This is a genomic window from Kitasatospora sp. NPDC041917 (assembly GCF_055589745.1).
In genome coordinates, this window is record NZ_JBVJBI010000014.1 from 32830 (window position 1) to 51054 (window position 18225).

General features: G+C 75.0%; 18 protein-coding genes. 3 read left to right on the forward strand and 15 right to left on the reverse strand.

Features of this window, described 5'->3' with window-relative positions:
* Positions 1 to 81 precede the first annotated feature (81 nt).
* Positions 82 to 1086 carry an NADP-dependent oxidoreductase gene (locus ACZ6EM_RS19035; protein ID WP_465772822.1) on the forward strand — a complete coding sequence of 335 codons (1005 nt, stop codon included), beginning with the start codon at positions 82 to 84 and terminating at the stop codon, positions 1084 to 1086.
* 101 nt (positions 1087 to 1187) lie between these two features.
* On the opposite strand, the gene ACZ6EM_RS19040 is transcribed toward ACZ6EM_RS19035, so the two are convergent.
* Positions 1188 to 2198, reverse strand: coding sequence for a sigma-70 family RNA polymerase sigma factor (locus ACZ6EM_RS19040; RefSeq protein WP_465772823.1), 1011 nt, complete (start codon positions 2196 to 2198; stop codon positions 1188 to 1190).
* A 74-nt stretch (positions 2199 to 2272) separates the two neighbouring features.
* On the opposite strand from ACZ6EM_RS19040, the gene ACZ6EM_RS19045 reads away from it, so the two are divergent.
* Positions 2273 to 2962: an NAD(P)H-dependent oxidoreductase gene (locus ACZ6EM_RS19045; RefSeq protein ID WP_401055990.1), complete on the forward strand. Its 690-nt coding sequence runs from the start codon at positions 2273 to 2275 to the stop codon at positions 2960 to 2962.
* Positions 2963 to 3005: 43 nt separating this feature from the next.
* Here ACZ6EM_RS19045 and ACZ6EM_RS19050 read toward each other — a convergent pair whose 3' ends face one another.
* From ACZ6EM_RS19050 to ACZ6EM_RS19060, 3 genes are all read right to left on the reverse strand, one after another.
* A complete protein-coding gene (locus ACZ6EM_RS19050; RefSeq protein WP_359897573.1) occupies positions 3006 to 3962 on the reverse strand; it encodes a M48 family metalloprotease in 957 nt (318 codons plus the stop codon).
* A 3-nt stretch (positions 3963 to 3965) separates the two neighbouring features.
* The gene (locus ACZ6EM_RS19055) at positions 3966 to 4391 is read right to left on the reverse strand and encodes a BlaI/MecI/CopY family transcriptional regulator (RefSeq protein WP_387686173.1); all 426 of its coding nucleotides are present in this window, start codon (positions 4389 to 4391) and stop codon (positions 3966 to 3968) included.
* Between the two features lie 132 nt (positions 4392 to 4523).
* Complete coding sequence (locus ACZ6EM_RS19060; protein WP_465772824.1) at positions 4524 to 5432, reverse strand: DMT family transporter; 909 nt, start codon at positions 5430 to 5432, stop codon at positions 4524 to 4526.
* Between ACZ6EM_RS19060 and ACZ6EM_RS19065 the strand changes: the two genes are divergently transcribed.
* On the forward strand, positions 5431 to 6885 hold the full coding sequence (locus tag ACZ6EM_RS19065; protein ID WP_452177401.1) for an aminotransferase-like domain-containing protein: 1455 nt from the start codon (positions 5431 to 5433) through the stop codon (positions 6883 to 6885). The two genes, ACZ6EM_RS19060 and ACZ6EM_RS19065, sit on opposite strands and share 2 nt — an antisense overlap.
* 17 nt (positions 6886 to 6902) lie before the next feature.
* Here ACZ6EM_RS19065 and htpX read toward each other — a convergent pair whose 3' ends face one another.
* From htpX to ACZ6EM_RS19120, 11 genes are all read right to left on the reverse strand, one after another.
* Positions 6903 to 7766 carry a zinc metalloprotease HtpX gene (gene htpX, locus ACZ6EM_RS19070; protein WP_359897577.1) on the reverse strand — a complete coding sequence of 288 codons (864 nt, stop codon included), beginning with the start codon at positions 7764 to 7766 and terminating at the stop codon, positions 6903 to 6905.
* A gap of 221 nt (positions 7767 to 7987) precedes the next feature.
* A complete protein-coding gene (locus ACZ6EM_RS19075) occupies positions 7988 to 9529 on the reverse strand; it encodes an NADH-quinone oxidoreductase subunit N (protein ID WP_465772825.1) in 1542 nt (513 codons plus the stop codon).
* Between the two features lie 56 nt (positions 9530 to 9585).
* Complete coding sequence (locus tag ACZ6EM_RS19080; RefSeq protein WP_465772826.1) at positions 9586 to 11166, reverse strand: complex I subunit 4 family protein; 1581 nt, start codon at positions 11164 to 11166, stop codon at positions 9586 to 9588.
* A 53-nt stretch (positions 11167 to 11219) separates the two neighbouring features.
* Entirely contained in the window at positions 11220 to 13274 is a 2055-nt protein-coding gene (locus ACZ6EM_RS19085; protein WP_465772827.1) for an NADH-quinone oxidoreductase subunit 5 family protein, read from the reverse strand.
* Positions 13271 to 13681 carry an NADH-quinone oxidoreductase subunit NuoK gene (gene nuoK / locus ACZ6EM_RS19090; protein WP_401047526.1) on the reverse strand — a complete coding sequence of 137 codons (411 nt, stop codon included), beginning with the start codon at positions 13679 to 13681 and terminating at the stop codon, positions 13271 to 13273. The genes ACZ6EM_RS19085 and nuoK overlap by 4 nt, the downstream gene beginning before the upstream one ends.
* Positions 13681 to 14394 (reverse strand): NADH-quinone oxidoreductase subunit J family protein, encoded by a 714-nt coding sequence (locus ACZ6EM_RS19095; protein ID WP_465772828.1) that lies wholly within the window; start codon positions 14392 to 14394, stop codon positions 13681 to 13683. Before ACZ6EM_RS19095 ends, nuoK begins: the two co-directional genes overlap by 1 nt.
* Positions 14391 to 14960 (reverse strand): NuoI/complex I 23 kDa subunit family protein, encoded by a 570-nt coding sequence (locus ACZ6EM_RS19100; protein WP_359897583.1) that lies wholly within the window; start codon positions 14958 to 14960, stop codon positions 14391 to 14393. Before ACZ6EM_RS19100 ends, ACZ6EM_RS19095 begins: the two co-directional genes overlap by 4 nt.
* Entirely contained in the window at positions 14957 to 15916 is a 960-nt protein-coding gene (nuoH, locus tag ACZ6EM_RS19105) for an NADH-quinone oxidoreductase subunit NuoH (RefSeq protein ID WP_401047519.1), read from the reverse strand. The genes ACZ6EM_RS19100 and nuoH overlap by 4 nt, the downstream gene beginning before the upstream one ends.
* A complete protein-coding gene (locus ACZ6EM_RS19110; RefSeq protein ID WP_465772829.1) occupies positions 15913 to 16998 on the reverse strand; it encodes an NADH-quinone oxidoreductase subunit C in 1086 nt (361 codons plus the stop codon). Before ACZ6EM_RS19110 ends, nuoH begins: the two co-directional genes overlap by 4 nt.
* The gene (locus ACZ6EM_RS19115; protein WP_465772830.1) at positions 16995 to 17705 is read right to left on the reverse strand and encodes an NADH-quinone oxidoreductase subunit B; all 711 of its coding nucleotides are present in this window, start codon (positions 17703 to 17705) and stop codon (positions 16995 to 16997) included. Before ACZ6EM_RS19115 ends, ACZ6EM_RS19110 begins: the two co-directional genes overlap by 4 nt.
* Complete coding sequence (locus ACZ6EM_RS19120) at positions 17696 to 18112, reverse strand: NADH-quinone oxidoreductase subunit A (RefSeq protein WP_359902891.1); 417 nt, start codon at positions 18110 to 18112, stop codon at positions 17696 to 17698. The genes ACZ6EM_RS19115 and ACZ6EM_RS19120 overlap by 10 nt, the downstream gene beginning before the upstream one ends.
* Between the last annotated feature and the right edge of the window lie 113 nt (positions 18113 to 18225).

The following is an 18225-nucleotide window of genomic DNA, read 5'->3' on the forward strand; positions in this document are numbered from 1 at the left end:
TCGACCGGCGCCCCTGCCCGGCGGCTCCCGCGCTTCCTACGGTGATCACGTCCGCCCGTCCTCTCCCGTCCGGAGCCCCCGATGTCCCGCTCCACCACCCGCGCCGTCCACCTGGTCTCCCGCCCCGACGGGGCGCCGACCGCCGCGAACTTCGCCTTCGTCGAGGAGACCGTCCCGGCCCTCGCGGCGGGCGAGGCCCTGGTCGAGAACCTCTACCAGTCCGTCGACCCGTACATGCGCGAGGAGATGGAGGAGGGCGGCTGGGAGCTGCACGCCCCGCTGGAGGGCCGCGCCCTCGGCCGGGTGGTGGAGTCCCGGGCCGACGCCCTGCCGGTCGGGACACTGGTCCAGCACCGCCAGGCCTGGCGCGCCCACGCGGTGGTCACCGCCGAGCGGGCGAGCCTGCTGCCCGATCTCGCCGGCGTCCCGCTCAGCTCCCACCTGTCGGTGCTCGGCGGCACCGGCCTGTCCGCCTGGGTCGCGCTGACCAGGATCGCCCGGCTCCAGCCCCGCGAGACGCTCTTCGTCTCGGCGGCCGCCGGCGGCGTCGGCACCGCCGCCGGGCAGCTCGCCCGGCTGCTCGGCGCCGGACGGATCGTCGGCAGCACCGGCTCCGCCGCCAAGGCCGCCCGCCTCACCGAGCGGCTCGGCTTCGACGCCGCTTTCGACTACCACGACGGCCCGATCGCGGACCGACTGCGCGAGGCCGCCCCCGAGGGGCTGCACGCCTACCTGGACAACGTCGGCGGCGACCACCTGGAGGCCGCCATCGGCGCCCTGCGCGAGCGCGGCCGGATCGCCTGGTGCGGCGCGGTCGCCCAGTACAACCGGCTCGGGAACCCGCCGGCCGCCCCGCGCAACCTGTTCGACGTGGTCGGGAAGAGCCTGCGACTGGAGGGCTTCCTGGTCCGCGACCACCTCGACGCCCGGCCGGAGCTGTACGACTTCCTGGTCCCGCACCTGCGCTCGGGCGCCGTCGTCCCGGACGAGACCGTCGTGGACGGCTTCGACCGGGTGGTGGACGCCTTCCTCGGCATGCTGCGCGGCGCCAACACCGGCAAGATGCTGGTCCGGATCACCCACTGACCCGGCGCCGACCGGCCCGGCCCCCGACCGGCCCGCCGCGCCCCGCCGGGCAGCCCTCACCCGGGCGGGACACAGTCCGGCAGCCCCCGCCCGGGAAGGAGTCACTCCGGCAGGACGGCCAGGTCGAGCGCGGCCAGCCGGACCGGGTCCGCCACCACCTCGTAGCCGGCCACCCGGCCGTCCGCGACCGCCACCCGCAGCACCAGCCGCAGCCGCCCGTCCGGGGCGATCAGGATGCCGGGCGCCCCGTCCACCAGGGCCACCGCGCCGTAGCGGGCCCGGCGGCCGAAGACCGTGGTTTCCCGGGCGACGGCCCGCGCGCCCCGGGCCACCGGGTCGCGGCCGGGCCCCAGCGCCGCCGGATCGGCCCGGCGCACCACGTCGGGAGCCAGCACGGCCAGCAGGTCGGCCAGGTCCCCGCCCCGGGCGGCGGCCAGGAAGGCCTCCACCACCCGCCGGTGCCCGGCCAGTGGCTCCGGGGGCAGCGCGGCCGTCCCGCGGACCCGCTGCCGGGCCCGGCTGGCCAGCTTCTTGGCGGCCACCGGGGTCCGTCCGAGGATCGGCCCGATCCGGTCGAAGGGCACCGCGAAGCCGTCGTGCAGCACGAAGGCGACCCGCTCGGCCGGGCCAAGCCGGTCCAGCACCACGAGCAGCGCCCGGCCCACCGACTCGACCAGCAGCGCCTCCCGCTCCGGCTCCGGGCCGCCGCCCGAGCCGTCCGGCAGCGCCTCGTCGGTCGGCTCCTCGCGGCGCGCGGCACGGGCCCGCAGCAGGTCCAGGCAGATCCGGGAGACCACCGTGGTCAGCCAGCCGGGCAGGTTGCCGATCTCCGCCGGATCGGTGCGGACCAGCCGCAGCCAGGCCTCCTGCACGGCGTCCTCGGCCTCGCCGGTCGAGCCGAGCATCCGCTGGGCGATCGCCCGCAGCCGGCCGCGCTCGGCCTCGAAGCGCTCGGCGTTCACGCGCTCGGCGTCCGAGCACACGGCGTCCACGCGCACGGCGTTCGAGCGTTCGGCCTCGAAGCGTTCGGCCTCCGGGCGTCCCGCCCCCGAGGCCGCTCCCCCGCTCCGCGCCCGCCCGTCCGCCGCCCCCGGCATCGCGTTCCGGTCCATCGGTCACCTTTCCTCGGCGCGGCTCGTCACCGCTATGACGATCCGTCCCCCTCCGAGGTGACCAGGAGACCGCCATGACCTCCACCACGCTGCTCCACCTGGATTCGAGCATCAGCCCGTCCGGTTCGGTGAGCCACGCCCTGACCGCCCGCTTCGCCGACGCCTGGCGCGTCCGCCACGGCGCCCGCGTCCAGCACCGGCACCGCGACCTCGCCGCCGACCCGGTGCCCCCGGTGCGCGCCGCCTACGACGCCCTCGGCCGCCGCACCGAGCGCAAGGGGGTGCTCCCGCTGGACGACATCGGCCGCCTCGCCGAGGGGCCGGACGAGGCGCGGGAGTGGGCGCTCAGCCGTCCGCTGATCGAGGAATTGCGGGCCGCCGACGTCCTGCTGGTCGGCAGCCCGATGTACAACTACACCGTCTCGGCCGGCCTCACGTCGTGGATCGACCGGGTCACCTTCCCCGGCGTCCACCACGATCCGGAGACCGGCGAGCCGCTGCTGCGCGACACCCGCGTGGTGGTCGTCGCGGTCCGCGGCGGCGGCTACGGGCCGGGCACGCCGCGTGCCCACTGCGACTTCCAGGTTCCGTACCTGCGGGCGTACTTCGACCGGATCGGGGTCGCGGCGGAGCACCTGCACGTGGTCACCGCCGAGCTCACCCGGGCCGCGGACATCCCGGCGCTGAACGCCTTCCAGCCGCTCGCCGCCGAATCCCTGGCGGCGGCCGAGGCCGCCGTCGACGAGCTGGCCGCGACGCTCTAGGGTCCGCCGGCCGCAGCGGGGGGACGCTCCGGAGCCCCGCCGGCTACAGCGGGGTGACGGCCTTGAGCACCACCAGCAGGGCCACGGCGGCGTTGAGCGCGCACAGCGCCGACGCCGCCGTACCGATCGCCGCGACCATCGCCGCCAGGCCCGCCGGGGTCTTCGCCGGCGGCCAGTTGCGGGAGGTCGGCACCGGGCCGAGCAGCGCGGCGACCCGGCGCGGCACCGGGCCGGCCGCCGCGGCCGGGGCGGCGAAGGCCGCGAAGCCGGGGGCCGGGGCGGCGTGCGAGACCAGGGCCGCCCGGGCCACCGCCCGCGCGGTGATCCGGCGGTCCCCCACGGCCTGCGCCGAGTCCTCGTCCGCCCACCGCTCCGCGCTGTACGCCACCGCGTCCTGCAGCGGCCGCAGGAACGGGTTGACGCAGGCGGCGAGCTGGGTGGTCAGCAGGTACCGGTGGTGGCGGTGGCGCAGGTGCGCCCGCTCGTGGGCGAGCAGCGCCTCGCGCTCGTCGGCGGCCAGGCCGGCCAGCATCCCGGTGGAGACCACGACCCGGCCGGGCGAGCCGGGCAGCGCGTAGGCGTACGGGCTCCGGTCCGGCAGCACCGCGAGGTCGCCGGCCGGTCCCGGCCCGACGGGCAGCCCGCTCAGCGCCCGGCGGGCCCGGGCCCGCACCCGCAGGTGCCGCACGACCGTCCGGGCGCAGGCGAGGACCACCAGGGCCAGCAGCCACATCGCGGCCGTGCCGACCGTCTCGTGGTACGGCAGCGCGGCCCGCACCTCCGGGTCGGACCAGCTGTCCGGCAGCGGGTTGCCGGGGATCTGCGCGGTGCCCACCACGCCGATCAGCCCGAGGCAGAGCGCGCTGCACACCGCCATCACCGCGCTGATCACGGTCATCAGCCGGGCCGCGCCGCGCGGGTGCAGGTGCTGTTCGGTCAGGCGCGCGATCGGGACCGCGGTGAGCGGCAGGACGAGCGGGAGGAAGACGAAGAGGCCCACGGGTCAGCTCTCACGGTCGGGCACTGCCGGATCGGCGGACGCGGCGTCCAGCAGCGCCCGGAGCAGTTCCTCGTCGTGCGGCAGCAGCGCGCTGACGAAGCTGGCCAGGACGGCGTCCCGGTCCGCCTCCCCGTCGAGCATCCGGCGCATCCGCAGCGCGGCCAGCCCGGCGGCGTCCGAGGAGGCCTGCCACAGGTAGGAACGGCCGGAGCGGGTCCTGGTCACGGCGCTCTTGGCGTGCAGCCGGGACAGGATGGTCATGACCGTGGTGTAGGCCAGGTCGCCCTCCAGGCGTTCCTGGACCCATCCCGCGGCGGCCGGGCCGGGCGCCTGCTGGAGCACCGCGAGCACCTGCGCCTCCAGCTCGCCCTGGCCGCGGCGCCGGGTCGGCGCGTCCCCGGCCGCCGGGGCGTGCCTCTCGTCTGCCATGACGGCCCACTCCCTCCGGATGCCTCGCCCGGACCGACGGGCACGGGTTCATCCTAACGAGCAAGGGGCCGCGCCGAACCGGTCGGATCGGGGGTTCGGGAACGTACGGCGCAGCCCTGCGGCGCCCGCGGGTCAGGACCGGGCCCGCTGGGTCACCGCGATGCAGACCAGCACCACCACCGCGGTGACGGGCGCCGCGGCCGGCAGCCGCTCGCCGAGCAGCAGCACCGACCAGACCAGTGTCAGCAGCGGCTGCGCGAGCTGGAGCTGGCTGGCCCTCGGCACCCCGATCGCGGCCATCCCCCGGTACCAGAGCACGAACCCGCCGAGCTGCGAGACCGCCGCCGTGTAGGCCAGCCCGACCAGGGCCTGCGCCCCGAACCGCACCGGCTCGGCGCCCAGCCCGAGCGCCGCGGTCAGCAGCGTCGCGGGCAGGGCGGCCACCACCGCCCAGGCGATCACCTGGGCGCCCGGCAGGTCCCGGGAGAGCCGCCCGCCCTCGGCGTACCCGGCGGCGCAGAGCAGTACCGCCGCGAACAGGTAGAGGTCGGCGACGGTCGGCCGGCCGTGGCTCTGCACCAGGGTGAAGGCGAGCACGGCGGCGGCCCCGGCGAGCGCCGCCGCCCAGAACGCCCCGGACGGCCGGCGACCGGTGCGCAGCGCCGCGACCGTCGCCGTGGCCAGCGGCAGCACGCCGATGACCACCGCCGAGTGGGCGGTCGAGGAGGTGCGCAGGGCGAGCGTGGTCAGCAGCGGGAAGCCGAGGACGCAGCCGCCGGAGACCACCAGCAGTCCGGGCCAGTGCCGCCGCTGCGGCAACGGGGCGCGGACGGCCGCCAGGTGGAGGACGGCCAGCAGACCGGCGAGGGCGCCGCGCAGGCCGGTCGCGGACCACGGGCCGAAGCCGGTCAGGGACCACGCGGTCGCCGGGAAGGAGAGCGAGAAGGAGGCCACGGCGAGGGCCGCGAGGGCGGTGCCGGAAGCGGGGGCCTGGCGAGGTGCTACCGCCCGAAGCCGGGTAGCGCTATCTTGTGCCGTCATGAACGAGCGTAGCAGTGTGACCGAACTCGCCGACATCCTGCGGCGAGAGGTCGAGCGCTACCCGGAGGGTCGGAAGCTGCCCTCCAGCCGGGCGCTGGTGGAACGTCACCAGGTCAGCCCGGTGACGGTCTCCCGGGCCATCGCGGTGCTGGTGGCCGAGGGGCTGGTGGTCTCCCGGCCCGGCGCCGGGGTGTTCCGGGCGGCGGCCTTCGCCGCGGCCCCGGCCGTCCCCGCCGCACCGTCCGGCCGCACCGGCGACCTCTCCTGGCAGCAGATCGCGCTCAGCGCCGACTCCGGCCCGCGCGACCTGCTCGCCGCCCCCGTGTTCGCCACCCTCCGGGTGCCCCCGCCCGACGTCGTCGACCTCAACAGCGGCTACCCGCACGCCTCGCTGCTGCCCGAGCGGCTGCTCGCCGCCGCGCTCGCCCGGGCCGGCCGGCGGCCGGGCGCCTGGGACCGCCCGCCCACCGACGGCCTCACCGAACTGCGCGGCTGGTTCGCCCGGGACATCGGCGGCCACGGCGGGCCGATCGGCGTCGGGGACGTCCTGATCACCTCCGGCGGGCAGAGCGGGCTGACCGTCGCCATGCGGGCGCTCGCCGCGCCCGGCTCGCCGGTGCTGGTGGAGTCGCCGACGTACGCGGGCATCCTGGCGGTCGTCCGGGCGGCCGGGCTGCGGCCCGTCCCGGTCCCGGTCGACGCCGACGGCCTGCGCACCGACCTGCTGGCGGACGCCTTCGCGGCCACCCGGGCACGGGTCCTCGTCTGCCAGCCGCTGTTCCAGAACCCCACGGGGGCGGTGCTGTCGCCCGAACGGCGGGAGGAGGTGCTGCGGATCGCCCGGGCCGCCGGGGCCTTCGTGGTCGAGGACGACTTCGCCCGGCTGCTGGTCCACGCGGACGCCCCCGCGCTGCCGCGCCCGCTCGCCGCCGACGACCGGGACGGGGTCGTGGTGCACCTGCGCTCGCTGACCAAGGCGGCCTCCCCCAACCTGCGGGTCGGCGCCCTCACCGCGCGCGGACCGGCGCTGGCCCGACTGCGGGCCACCCAGGTGGTGGACAGCTTCTTCGTGCCCCGGCCGCTCCAGGAGGCCACCCTGGAACTGGTCGCCGACCCCGCCTGGGCCCGTCACCTGCGCACTCTCGGCGCCGAACTGCGCGACCGCCGCACCGCCGCCGTCGCCGCCCTGCACCGCGAGCTGCCCGGCGTCCTCGGCACCCACCGCCCCGGCGGCTACCACCTGTGGCTGCGCTTCCCGGACGGCGTCGACGACACCGCCCTCGCCGCGGCCGCGCTGCGCGCCGGCGTCCAGGTCTCCCCCGGCCGCCCCTACCACCCCGCCGAACCCCCGGCCCCCCACCTGCGCCTCAGCTACGCCGCGGCCGAGAGCCCCGCCCAGGTCGCCGAGGGCGTCCACCGCCTGCGGCTCGCGTACGAGGAGGAGACGGGCTGACCCCGGACGGCGGCGCGCTACCGCCCGTGGCCCGCCATCCGCTCCAGGCGGGCGACCCGCTCGGCCATCGGCGGGTGGGTGGAGAAGAGCCTCGCGCCGGCCTCGCCGGGACGGAAGGGGCTGGCGATCATCATGTGGCTCGCGGTCTGGAGCTGCGGCTCGGGCGGGAGCGGCAGCCGGCGGGTGCCGGCGTCCAGCTTCCGCAGGGCGCTCGCGAGGGCGAGCGGGTCGCCGGTGATCCGGGCGCCGTCGGCGTCGGCCTGGTACTCGCGGGAGCGGCTGACCGCCATCTGGATCAGTCCGGCCGCGAGCGGGCCGAGGATCATGATGGCGAGCATCCCGAACAGCCCCGGGCCGTCGTCGTCCTCGCTGCGCCCGAACGGGATCAGCCACGCGAAGTTCACCAGGAACATCACCACCGAGGCGAGCGCCCCGGCCACCGAGGAGATCAGGATGTCCCGGTTGTAGACGTGGCTCAGCTCGTGCCCGAGCACGCCCCGCAGCTCGCGTTCGTCCAGGATCCGCAGGATGCCCTCGGTGCAGCAGACCGCCGCGTTGCGCGGGTTGCGGCCGGTGGCGAAGGCGTTGGGCGCGGGGGTCGGGGAGATGTAGAGGCGGGGCATCGGCTGGCGGGCGGCGGTGGAGAGCTCGCGGACGATCCGGTACAGCTGGGGCGCCTCGAACTCGCTGACCGGCCGGGCCCGCATGGCCCGCAGCGCGAGCTTGTCGCTGTTCCAGTACGCGTAGGCGTTGGTCCCGAGGGCGACCAGCAGGGCGATCACGAAGCCGGTGCGACCGAAGAGGCTTCCGATCACCAGGATCAGCGCCGAGAGGCCGCCGAGCAGGACGGCGGTCCTCAGTCCGTTGTGCCGGCTGTGCACGTCAGGCCCTCCAGTGGTGCGGTGGGGAAGCCCTTTCTGCCTCGTCCCTCGTGCCCGGTCAACGGGCGGGGCCGAGGGCCTTGTTCCCTTGTGACCCGACACGGTGACCGACGCGACACCGCAGCGCCGTACCACCGGCGCGGCCGCGACGGCCCCGGGCCGCACCACCGGCACCGCCGTGACAGCCCCGGACCGCACCCCCGGCGCGGTCCGGCGCCCGCTCAGAACAGCGAGCCGCCCGCCACCTGGAGGACCAGCTGCGGCGCCACCGAGAGGACCACGGCGGCCGAGGCGGTGAGCCCCAGCGTCGCGGTGAGGCCCACCGGCAGACGGCGCCCGGCGGCGGCCTCCCCGAGGGGCTCGTCCCCCGGGGCGAACAGCCGGGCCGTCCACAGCAGGTAGTAGTACAGGGCGATGACCACGTTGACGGCCATCACCACGGCGAGCCAGCCCAGCCCGGCGTCGACCGCCGCGCGGAACACCACGACCTTGCCGAACAGGCCGATCACGCCCGGCGGCAGCCCGGCCAGGCAGAGCAGGAAGAAGGCGAGCGCCAGCGCCGTCCAGCGGTTGCGGGCGAACAGGCCGCGGAAGTCGTCCACGCTGGTCCCGGGCCGGCGGCCGACGGCGGCGACCACCCCGAAGGCGCCGAGGTTCACCACGCCGTAGATCAGCGCGTACGCGGCGGTGGCACCGAGCGGGTCGGCGCCGGTGGGCGCGTAGCCGGCCGCGGCGAGCGGCACCAGCAGGTACCCGGCCTGGCCGACCGAGGACCAGGCGAGCAGCCGCACCGCGCTGTACCGGGTGTCGAAGCGCTGGCGCAGCGCGCCGACGTTGCCTGCGGTCATGGTGACGGCGGCCAGCACCGCGAGCACCAGGCCCCAGGTGTGGGCGTACGGGCGGAAGGCGACGGTGGTGGCCAGCGCCAGCCCGGACAGGCCGGCCGCCTTGCCGACCACCGAGAGGTAGCCGGCCACCGGCAGCGGCGCGCCGGTGTAGGTGTCGGGCACCCAGAAGTGGAACGGGACGGCGGCGACCTTGAAGGCGAAGCCGACCAGGGTCAGCACCGCGCCCGCCTCGGCCAGCGGCTTGAGCTGCCCGGGCGCGTGCTCCAGGCCCTGGGCGACGGCGCCGAGGTGCAGGCTGCCGCTCGCCGCGTAGACGAAGCCGACGCCGAGCAGCATCACGGCGGTCGCGGTCACCGAGGAGACGAAGAACTTGAAGGCGGCCTCGGCGCCCCGGCCGTCCCGGCGCAGCGCGACCAGGGCGAAGGCGGGCAGCGAGGCGACCTCCAGGGCGATCACCATGGTGGCGAGGTCGCGGGAGGCGGGCAGCAGCGCGGCGCCGGTGGCGCTGGAGAGCAGCAGGAACCAGTACTCGCCGCGCGGCAGCCGCTCGTCCTCCACCGTGTGCGCCGACAGCAGCGCCGCGATCAGCGCGCCGCCGAGGGCGAGCAGCTGGAACACCAGGGCGAAGTGGTCGGCGACGTACGAGCAGCCGCCGTTGTCGGACCCTCCTGCTACGTTCTGCGCACAGAAGGTCGCTCGGGGTGATCCGCCGGTGAGGGGGAGGAGTGCGATGAGGGCGAGGGCGAGTCCGGCCGCGGTGAGGCGGCCGAGCCACTTCTTGTGCCGCTCGGGCAGGAACAGGTCCGTGAGCAGCACGGCGAGGGCGGCCACGGCGGCGATCAGCGGCGGTGCGATCGCCACCCAGTCCACGGACTGGATCAGGCTGCCCGGGTTGGCTACGGCGAGGGAGGTCACAGTGTGCTGCCCCGTGGAGTGAGGTCCGAGTGCGGCGGTCTGGGCTGCGAGCACGGTCAGCCACCCCCGAGGAGGTGCTTGACGGCGGGATCGGAGAGGCCGAGCAGCAGCGCGGGCCAGAGGCCGGCGAGCAGCGTCAGCGCGGCCAGCGGCGTCCAGCTGACGGCCTCGTACGGGCGCAGGTCGGCGAGCTCGGCCACCGGTGCGGGCTGCTCGGGGTCCCCCATGCAGACGCGCTTGACCACGATCAGGAGGTACGCGGCGGTGAGGAGGGTGCCGAGGCCGGCCAGGACCATGTAAGTGACGAACGCGGGGCGCGACAGGCCGTCGGCCGGGTCGAACGCGCCGAACATGGCGAGCAGCTCGCCCCAGAAGCCGGCCAGGCCGGGCAGGCCGAGGCTGGCGACGGCGGCGAAGGCGAGCAGCACGCCCAGTCGCGGGGCCCGGCCGTACAGGGCGGCGCCGGTGGCCCCGGCGAGGGTGTCGAGGTCGGCCGTGCCGTAGCGGTCCTTGAGCGCGCCGACGACGAAGAACAGCAGACCGGTGATCAGACCGTGGGCGATGTTGGCGAACAGCGCGCCGTTGACGCCCACCGGGGTGAGGGAGGCGATGCCGAGCAGCACGAAGCCCATGTGGCCGACGGAGGAGTACGCGATCAGGCGCTTGAGGTCGCCCTTGGCGCCGGGGCGGGAAAGCGCCAGGCAGGCCAGGGAGCCGTAGACGATGCCGACGGCCGCGAAGGCGCCCAGGTAGGGGGCCAGCGTGGTGGCGCCGTCCGGCACGACCGGGAGGAGGACGCGGACCAGGCCGTAGGTGCCCATCTTCAGCAGCACGCCGGCGAGCAGCACCGAGCCCACCGTCGGGGCGGCGGTGTGGGCGTCCGGGAGCCAGCTGTGCAGCGGCCAGGCCGGGGCCTTGACCGCGAGCCCGACCAGGATCGCCAGCGCGGCGACCACCTGGGTGGTGTGGCTCAGGCCGCTGCCGTGCGCGGCGGCCAGGGCCTGCATGTCGAAGGTGCCGGCCTTGCTGCCGATCAGCAGGAAGCCGAGCAGCATCACGGCCGAGCCGAGCAGCGTGTAGAGGATGAACCGGTTGGCGGCCGGCACCTTCGCGCCGCTCCCCCAGCGGGCGATCAGGAAGTACATCGGGATCAGCACGATCTCGAAGGCCAGGAAGAAGAGCAGGAGGTCCAGCACCGCGAAGGTGGCGAGCATGCCGACTTCGAGCAGGAGGAACAGCCCGACGAAGGCCTGCGCCGACGGACGAGGCTCATCAGGGGCTGCGCCCCGGGCGTCCCCGCCCGGCAGCCGCTTCTCCGAGTAGAGCGCGCAGAGGAAGGTGAGCAGCGCGGTCAGCACGATCAGCGGCAGCGAGACGCCGTCCACCCCGAGGTGGAGGCGCACGTGCAGGGCCGGGATCCAGGACACGTCGGTGGTGGCCTGCATCCGGGCGGGCTCGTCGTGGTCGAAGCCGGCCGCGAGGGCGACGGTGAGCAGGAACACCGCGCCGGTGACGACGGTGTTCAGCCGCAGTGCCCGCCGGCCGGCCACGGCCCGGTCCGGCCCGAACACCGGCGCCAGGGTGAGTGCGGCGCCGAGCAGCGGCAGCACCAGGAGGGCGATGAGGACTGCGTTCATCGGGGGCTCCCAGCAGCGGTCGAGGGGACGGAGGTGGAGAACAGCAGCACCGGCTACACCGCCACCAGGACGGCCAGCAGGACGACGGCGGCCAGCAGGGCGCTGAGGTAGGTCTGCGCGTTTCCGGTCTGCGCGAGCCGGACGGCCCGGCCGAGCAGGTTGGCGCCGATGCCGCTGCCCTGCACGTAGCCCTCGACGACCTCGCGGTCGAGGAATCGGACCAGCTTGGCGGCGGCGACCACCGGGCGGACGAACAGCGCCCGGTACAGCCGGTCGACGCCGAAGCCGTGCCGGGCCGGGCCGAACAGCGGGCCGAGCAGGGTGCGCCCGGGGTCGGCGACGATCACCTCGGTGGCCGGGGCTCCGCCCTGCTCGGGCACCCGGCCGGCCGGTGCCGGGCGGCCGGTGCCCAGCCGGGCGGCCGCCGAGCGCCAGGCGCCGTACGCGGCGAGCGCGCCGACCACGGCGAGCCCGGTGCCGGTGACGGCGGTGACGGCGGAGGGCCGCAGCGAGCCGCCGTCCAGGAGCGCGGGCAGCCAGTCCGAGCGCAGGCCGACGATGCCGAAGCCCATGGTCGGCACGGCCAGCACCCACAGCGGCCAGCGCATCGCGGGCGGCTCGGCCGTGGCCGGGTCGGCCTCGTCGAGCTCGGGCGAGTACGGCGCGCCGGCCTCGTGGTCGGCCACGACGGTGCCCCGGTCGGCGGCGGGCAGCACCTGCGGTGCGGCCGCGGCGGCCCCGGCCGGGCTGTGGAACGCGACCAGGAACAGCCGGGCCGCGTACGCGGCGGTGAGCAGCGCGGTGAGTCCGGCGGAGATCAGCACGATCCACCCGGCCGCCTGCGGCACCGCCGAGGCCGGGCCGAGGCCGTTGGTCAGCGCCTCGCCGTTGGCGGCGTGCTCGGCGGCGGTGAGCACCGCCTCCTTGCTGAAGAAGCCGGAGAACGGCGGCAGCCCGATCAGGGCGGCGAGCGCGATGCCCGTCGTCCAGTAGGCGTCGGGGACGCGTTTGCGCAGCCCGGGGATGCGGGACATCGCGGAGATCGAGTTGGTGTGCGCGGCGTGGATCACCACACCGGCGGCCAGGAACAGCAGTGCCTTGAACGCGCCGTGGGTGACCAGGTGGAAGACCGAGGCCTCGCGGTCACCGGAGGCCAGCGCGCCGGCCATGTAGCCGAGCTGGCCGACGGTGGAGTAGGCGAGCACCCGTTTGAGGTCGTCCTGGGCGAGCGCGCAGAGCGCCGAGCCGATCATCGTCACGGCGGCCATCACCGCGAGCACGACCAGCGCCGCGCCCGACAGCAGGAAGACCGGCAGCAGCCGGGCGACCAGGTAGATGCCGGCCGCGACCATGGTGGCGGCGTGGATCAGCGCGGAGACCGGGGTCGGGCCGGCCATCGCGTCCGGGAGCCAGGTGTGCAGCGGGAACTGCGCGCTCTTGCCGGCCACGCCGGCGAGCAGCAGCAGGGCGGTCAGCGTCGGGTGCCCGAGCCGGCCCTCCGACGCGGCCGCCAGCACGTCCGGGATGCGGAAGCTGCCGGCGTCCGCGCCGAGCAGGAAGATCCCGAACAGGAACGGCACGTCACCGAGCTTGGTGACCAGGAAGGCCTTCAGCGAGGCCGAGCGGGCGTCCGCCGTCTCCCAGTGGTGGCCGATCAGGAAGTACGAGCACAGGCCCATGACCTCCCAGCCGACCAGCAGCACGATCAGGTCGCCCGAGTAGACCACCAGGAACATCGCCGCGGTGAACAGCGAGACCAGCGCCGCGTAGGACGGGTAGCGCGGGTCCTCCTTGAGGTACGCGGTCGAGTAGACCTGGACGCAGGTCGCGACCAGTCCGACCAGCACCGAGATCAGCGAACTGAAGCCGTCCAGGTGGAGGGCGAGGGCGATGTCCGGGCCGCCGGTCGGGATGAGCCGGGTGGCGGCGTCCAGGGTCTGGCCGGTGCCCAGCTGGAGGGCGACCACCAGGGCGAGCACCGCCGAGACGGCGACCGGGACGACGGCCAGCGGCCGGGCCAGCCCGGGCGCCTTCCGGCCGACGGCCAGGGTCGCGGCGGCGCCGAGCGCGGGCAGCGCCGGGACGAGTACGGGAAGGGCGAGGTTCATGCGGTGGCCCGGCCCTTCAGTGCCTCGGCTCCGACCGGCGCCCCGGTGTCGACCGGTGTCTCGGCGTCGACCGGCGTCTCCTCGACGGCGAACGCCTCGGCCGGGTCGCCGAGCGCGGTGGCCCGGTCGATGTCCGCGGTGCCCCGGGCCCGGAACAGCAGCAGGACGATGGCGAGCCCCAGTCCGATCTCGGCGGCGGCGACGGTGATGGTGAACAGGGTGAGCGCCTGCCCGGCGTGCAGCGAGTCGCGCAGCCAGGCGTCGAAGGCGACCAGGTTGAGGTTGACGGCGTTGAGCATCAGCTCGACGGACATCAGCACCAGGACGGCGTTGCGCCGGGCGAGCACGCCGTACACGCCGACGCTGAACAGCAGCGCGGCGAGGACGGCGGGGTAGGCGAGGTGCATCAGCCCTCCTGCTCAGAGGTTGACTGCTCGGAGGTCGACTGCTCGGAGGTCGCCGGAGCCGGCTTCGGCGCGGTCGCGGCGACCGTCCGGTTGGACCCGACCGGCCGCCCGGCGCGCAGCCGGCCCGCCCGGGGCGCCGGCACCCGCCGCTTGGAGCCGCGCGACAGCACGATCGCGCCGACCAGTGCCGCCAGCAGCAGCACGGACAGCGCCTCGAAGGGCAGCACCCAGTGCCGGAACAGGCTGGCCCCGGTGACGGCGGCCGAGCCGCCGCCCTGGCCGAGGTCGATCCAGGAGGTCCGGAAGGCGTCGACGACCAGCGTGACCAGGGTCCCGGCCGCGGCCAGCGCCGCGACCAGGGCCACCCAGCGGTTCTTGGAATCGGCGTCCGGCGAGCGCCCGATCGGCGCCTTGGTGAGCATCAGCCCGAACAGCACCAGGACGACCACCGAGCCGAGGTAGATCAGCACCTGCACCCAGGCGATGAACTCGGCCGTGAGCAGCAGGAACTCCACCGCCAGCCCGCCGAGCGCGACCACCAGCCAGAGCGCGGCGTGCACCAGCTGCCTGGTGGTCACCGAGACCACGGCCGAGCCGAGCACGGCGATGCCGACCAGCAGGAAGACGATCTCCTGGCCGGTCGGGGACAGGAACGAACGGGCGGCCGGCTCCAGGGAGCCGGTCGCCGCGAGAAGCGTGGTGGCACCGGTCACGCGTCGTCACCCTTCTCGTCGGTGGCCGATTGCGCGGCCGCCGCGGCGGCCGCGGCCAGCTTGTCCGCCGCCTTGCGCGCGGTGGCGATCTCCTTGGGCTCCTCGGCCGCCGGGTCCAGCGCCGGCGGCGCGGGGACGGTCCACATCCACTCGCGGAGCTTGTCCCGCTCGTGGGTCAGCTCGTGGATGTCGGTCTCCGCGTACTCGAACTCCGGCGACCAGAACAGCGCGTCGAAGGGGCAGACCTCGATGCAGATCCCGCAGTACATGCAGAGCGAGAAGTCGATGGCGAAGCGGTCCAGCACGTTGCGGGTGCGGGCCCGGGCGTTCGGCTCGGCGGCCGGCAGCGTCTCCTTGTGGGAGTCGATGTAGATGCACCAGTCCGGGCACTCGCGCGCGCAGAGCATGCACACCGTGCAGTTCTCCTCCAGCAGCGCGATGACGCCGCGCGAGCGCGGCGGCAGCACCGGCTGCACGTCGGGGTACTGCGCGGTGACGCTCTTCCTCGTCATCGTCCGCAGCGTCACGGCCAGGCCCTTGGCGAGGCCGATACCGGGGAAGCTCATGAGATCGCCACCTTGATGATGCCGGTGAGGGCCAGCTGGACCAGCGCGAGCGGGATCAGCACCGTCCACGCGAAGCGCATCAGCTGGTCCTCGCGCAGACGCGGGTAGGTGACCCGCAGCCAGATGACCACGAAGGCCAGCGCGAAGGTCTTGAGGATCATCCAGAGCCAGCCGAGCTGGTCCGGCAGCGGTCCGTGCCAGCCGCCCAGGAAGAGCACCGCGGTCAGCGCGGACACCACCAGGATGCCCACGTACTCGGACAGCAGGAACAGGGCGAACCGCAGACCGGTGTACTCGGTGTACGCGCCGAAGATGATCTCCGAGTCGGCGATCGGCATGTCGAAGGGCGGGCGCTGGAGCTCGGCCAGACCGGCCGTGAAGAAGACGAACGCGCCGATGACCTGCCAGGGCAGCCAGTACCACTCCCAGGCGTCCACGATCCCGGGCAGCGACAGCGTGCCGGCGGCCATCGCCACCGAGGCCGCCGCCAGCACCATCGGCAGCTCGTACGACATCAGCTGCGCGGCCGTGCGCAGGCCTCCGAGCAGCGAGAACTTGTTCGCCGAGGCCCAGCCGGCCATCAGCTTGCCGATCACGCCGACGCCCATCACGGCCAGCACGAAGAACAGGCCCGCGTCGATCGCCTGGCCGACGAAGCCGTTCGGGCCGACCGGGATCGCCAGCAGCACGAAGAGGTGCGGCAGCAGCGAGACGGCGGGCGCCAGCTGGAAGATCCGGCGGTCCGCCCCGGCCGGGACGATGTCCTCCTTCTGCGCGAACTTCACGCCGTCCGCGACGAGCTGCGCCCAGCCGTGGAAGCCACCCGCGTACATCGGGCCGAGCCGGCCCTGCATGTGCGCCATGACCTTGTGCTCGGTCTGGCCGATGACCAGCGGGAAGACCAGGAAGACGACGAGGGTGGCGACGCAGCGCAGCACCGTGTCGAGCAGGTTCACGCGCCGTCTCCGTCCTGGTCGGCCGCTCCGGCCGAGGTCTCGTCCTTCTGCTCGCCCGGTTCGCCCGGTTCGCCCGGCTTCTCGCCCGAGGGCTTCTCGTCGTGGGCGGGCACCGGGTTGTGCCAGGGCGCGTCGGAGGACCGGGGCCGTACGGGAGCCGCGGGCTCGGCCGTCGGTTCGCCGGCCGTCTGACTGGCCGACCCCTCGGACACCGACCGGGTCCGCCGCGGCCGGTCCGCCCGCACCGGCGGTGCGCCCTCGGCGGCGGGAGCGGCGGGAGCGGCGGGAGCGGCGGGAGCTTCGGGAGTGGCGGCGGCATCGGCGCCCGCCTGGCTCGCCGACCCCTCGGACACCGACCGGGTCCGCCGCGGCCGGTCCGCCCGCACCGGAGCGCCGCCCTCAGCGGCGGCAGCAGCACCGGCAGCGGCGGCACCGCCGGCCGCGCCCACCCGGGGCGTCCGCGCCGCCGCGCCCGCCGCCCGCGCACCGCGCGCGGGCCGCTCGGCGACCGGCGGCAGGGTGCCCTTGAGCGGCCCCCACTCGTTCGGGTCCGGCACGCCGGCCGGCTGCATCTTGCGCCGGGCCGGCCCGCCGCCGTGATCGGACTCGCCCGGCTCCTTGGCGCCCGGCCAGTCCTTGGCGACCCGCGCCGCGAGCACGAACTCCTTGCGCAGCGGGTTCCCCTCGAAGCCGTCCGGCAGCAGCAGGGTGGCGAGGTAGGGGTGCCCGGGGAAGTCGATGCCGAACATCTCGTGGGTCTCGCGCTCGTGCCAGGCGGCACCGGCGTAGACGGCGACGGCGGTCGGCAGCGCCGCCCTGTCGCGCGGCACCCGGGTTCGCAGCGCGAGGTGTCGCACGCCCGGCGCCTCGACGGCGGCCAGGTGCGCGACCACGGAGAAGCCCTCGGCGAGCTCGTCGACGGCGCTCAGCCAGTCGAAGAAGCCCAGCCCCAGGACGTCCCGGGCGTTGGTGAGCGCCTCGATCCAGTTCTCGGCCGGGACGTCGACGGTGATCAGCCCGTACGCCTCGGCGCCGGTCGCCCACTCCCCGACCGACGCCGCGCACTGCTCGGCGGAAGTCACGAGACCCCTCCCTCGGTCGAAGAGCCGGCCGGCGCCCCGGTCGGGGCTCCGGCCTCGGGAACGTCCCCGGAGCCCGTCCCGGTGCCGTGCGAGGGCCCGGTCACCAGCGGACGGCGCAGCGCCGACGCGGGCGCCGCGTAGCGGTCCGGCAGGGACTCGGCGGCGATCTTCTCCTGGAGCTTGAGGATGCCCTGGAGCAGCGCCTCCGGCCGCGGCGGGCAGCCGGGTACGTAGACGTCCACCGGGATGATCTGGTCCACGCCCTTGGTGACCGAGTAGGAGTCCCAGTACGGGCCGCCGGAGTTGGAGCAGGCGCCGAAGGAGATGACGTACTTCGGCTCCGGCATCTGCTCGTAGAGGCGCTTGACGGCGGGCGCCATCTTGTCGGTCACCGTCCCGGAGACGATCATCAGATCAGCCTGCCGGGGTCCGGGCGCGAACGGGATGACACCCATCCGGATGAAGTCGTGCTTGGCCATGGACGCGGCGATGAACTCGATCGCGCAGCAGGCCAGGCCGAAGTTGAAGCACCAGAGGCTGTAGCGGCGGCCCCAGTTGAGCACCACCTTGACCGGGTCCGGCGCGAGCCGGGCCAGCGGGCCGATGCCGCGGCGCTCGACGGCGCCGGGGCGCGCGGGGTCCGGCAGGCCGAGCGGAACGGGACCGCCCTCGGCGCCGCCGTGCGAGTGGGAGTGCGTCACGTCCATTCCAGAACGCCCTTCTTCCAGGCGTAGAGCAGCCCGACCGCGAGGAAGCCGATGAACAGGAACATCTCGATCAGGGTTCCGGCGCCGTACCCGGCGGTGGCGAAGACGGTCGCCCAGGGGAACAGGTAGATCGCGTCCACCGCGAAGATCACGTACAGGAAGGCGTACACGTAGTAGCGGATCTGGGTGTGCGCCCAGTCCTCGCCCACCGGGTCCACTCCGCACTCGTACGTGAGGAGCTTCTCGGGCGAGTACACCACGGGTCGCAGCAGCCGGTTGGCGGTGAACGCCACGGCGACGAAGAGCACCCCGACGACGGCCAGCAGACCCATCGCGGCGTACGCGTCGAAGTAGCCGCTGCCGACCGCCGGGTCGGCCGCGACGGCAGCCGCGTGCTTCCCCTCCATGCCTTCGCCTCCACCTCGACCGAGAACCCGCCCTAAGGACAGTTCTACGACGTTTACTCTCACGGGCCTAACGATGGCCAAAGCGTGAGTCTAAGGGGACCGCTCCGCTCCGC

Bases quoted from the DNA above. Each gene is read 5' to 3' on its own strand.
- ACZ6EM_RS19035 (WP_465772822.1), top strand. From the start codon at position 82: ATGTCCCGCTCCACCACCCGCGCCGTCCACCTGGTCTCCCGCCCCGAC.
- ACZ6EM_RS19040 (WP_465772823.1), bottom strand. From the start codon at position 2,198: ATGGACCGGAACGCGATGCCGGGGGCGGCGGACGGGCGGGCGCGGAGC.
- ACZ6EM_RS19045 (WP_401055990.1), top strand. From the start codon at position 2,273: ATGACCTCCACCACGCTGCTCCACCTGGATTCGAGCATCAGCCCGTCC.
- ACZ6EM_RS19055 (WP_387686173.1), bottom strand. From the start codon at position 4,391: ATGGCAGACGAGAGGCACGCCCCGGCGGCCGGGGACGCGCCGACCCGG.
- ACZ6EM_RS19065 (WP_452177401.1), top strand. From the start codon at position 5,431: ATGAACGAGCGTAGCAGTGTGACCGAACTCGCCGACATCCTGCGGCGA.
- ACZ6EM_RS19060 (WP_465772824.1), bottom strand. From the start codon at position 5,432: ATGACGGCACAAGATAGCGCTACCCGGCTTCGGGCGGTAGCACCTCGC.
- ACZ6EM_RS19080 (WP_465772826.1), bottom strand. From the start codon at position 11,166: ATGAACGCAGTCCTCATCGCCCTCCTGGTGCTGCCGCTGCTCGGCGCC.
- ACZ6EM_RS19085 (WP_465772827.1), bottom strand. From the start codon at position 13,274: ATGAACCTCGCCCTTCCCGTACTCGTCCCGGCGCTGCCCGCGCTCGGC.
- nuoK (WP_401047526.1), bottom strand. From the start codon at position 13,681: ATGCACCTCGCCTACCCCGCCGTCCTCGCCGCGCTGCTGTTCAGCGTC.
- ACZ6EM_RS19100 (WP_359897583.1), bottom strand. From the start codon at position 14,960: ATGAGCTTCCCCGGTATCGGCCTCGCCAAGGGCCTGGCCGTGACGCTG.
- ACZ6EM_RS19115 (WP_465772830.1), bottom strand. From the start codon at position 17,705: ATGGACGTGACGCACTCCCACTCGCACGGCGGCGCCGAGGGCGGTCCC.
- ACZ6EM_RS19120 (WP_359902891.1), bottom strand. From the start codon at position 18,112: ATGGAGGGGAAGCACGCGGCTGCCGTCGCGGCCGACCCGGCGGTCGGC.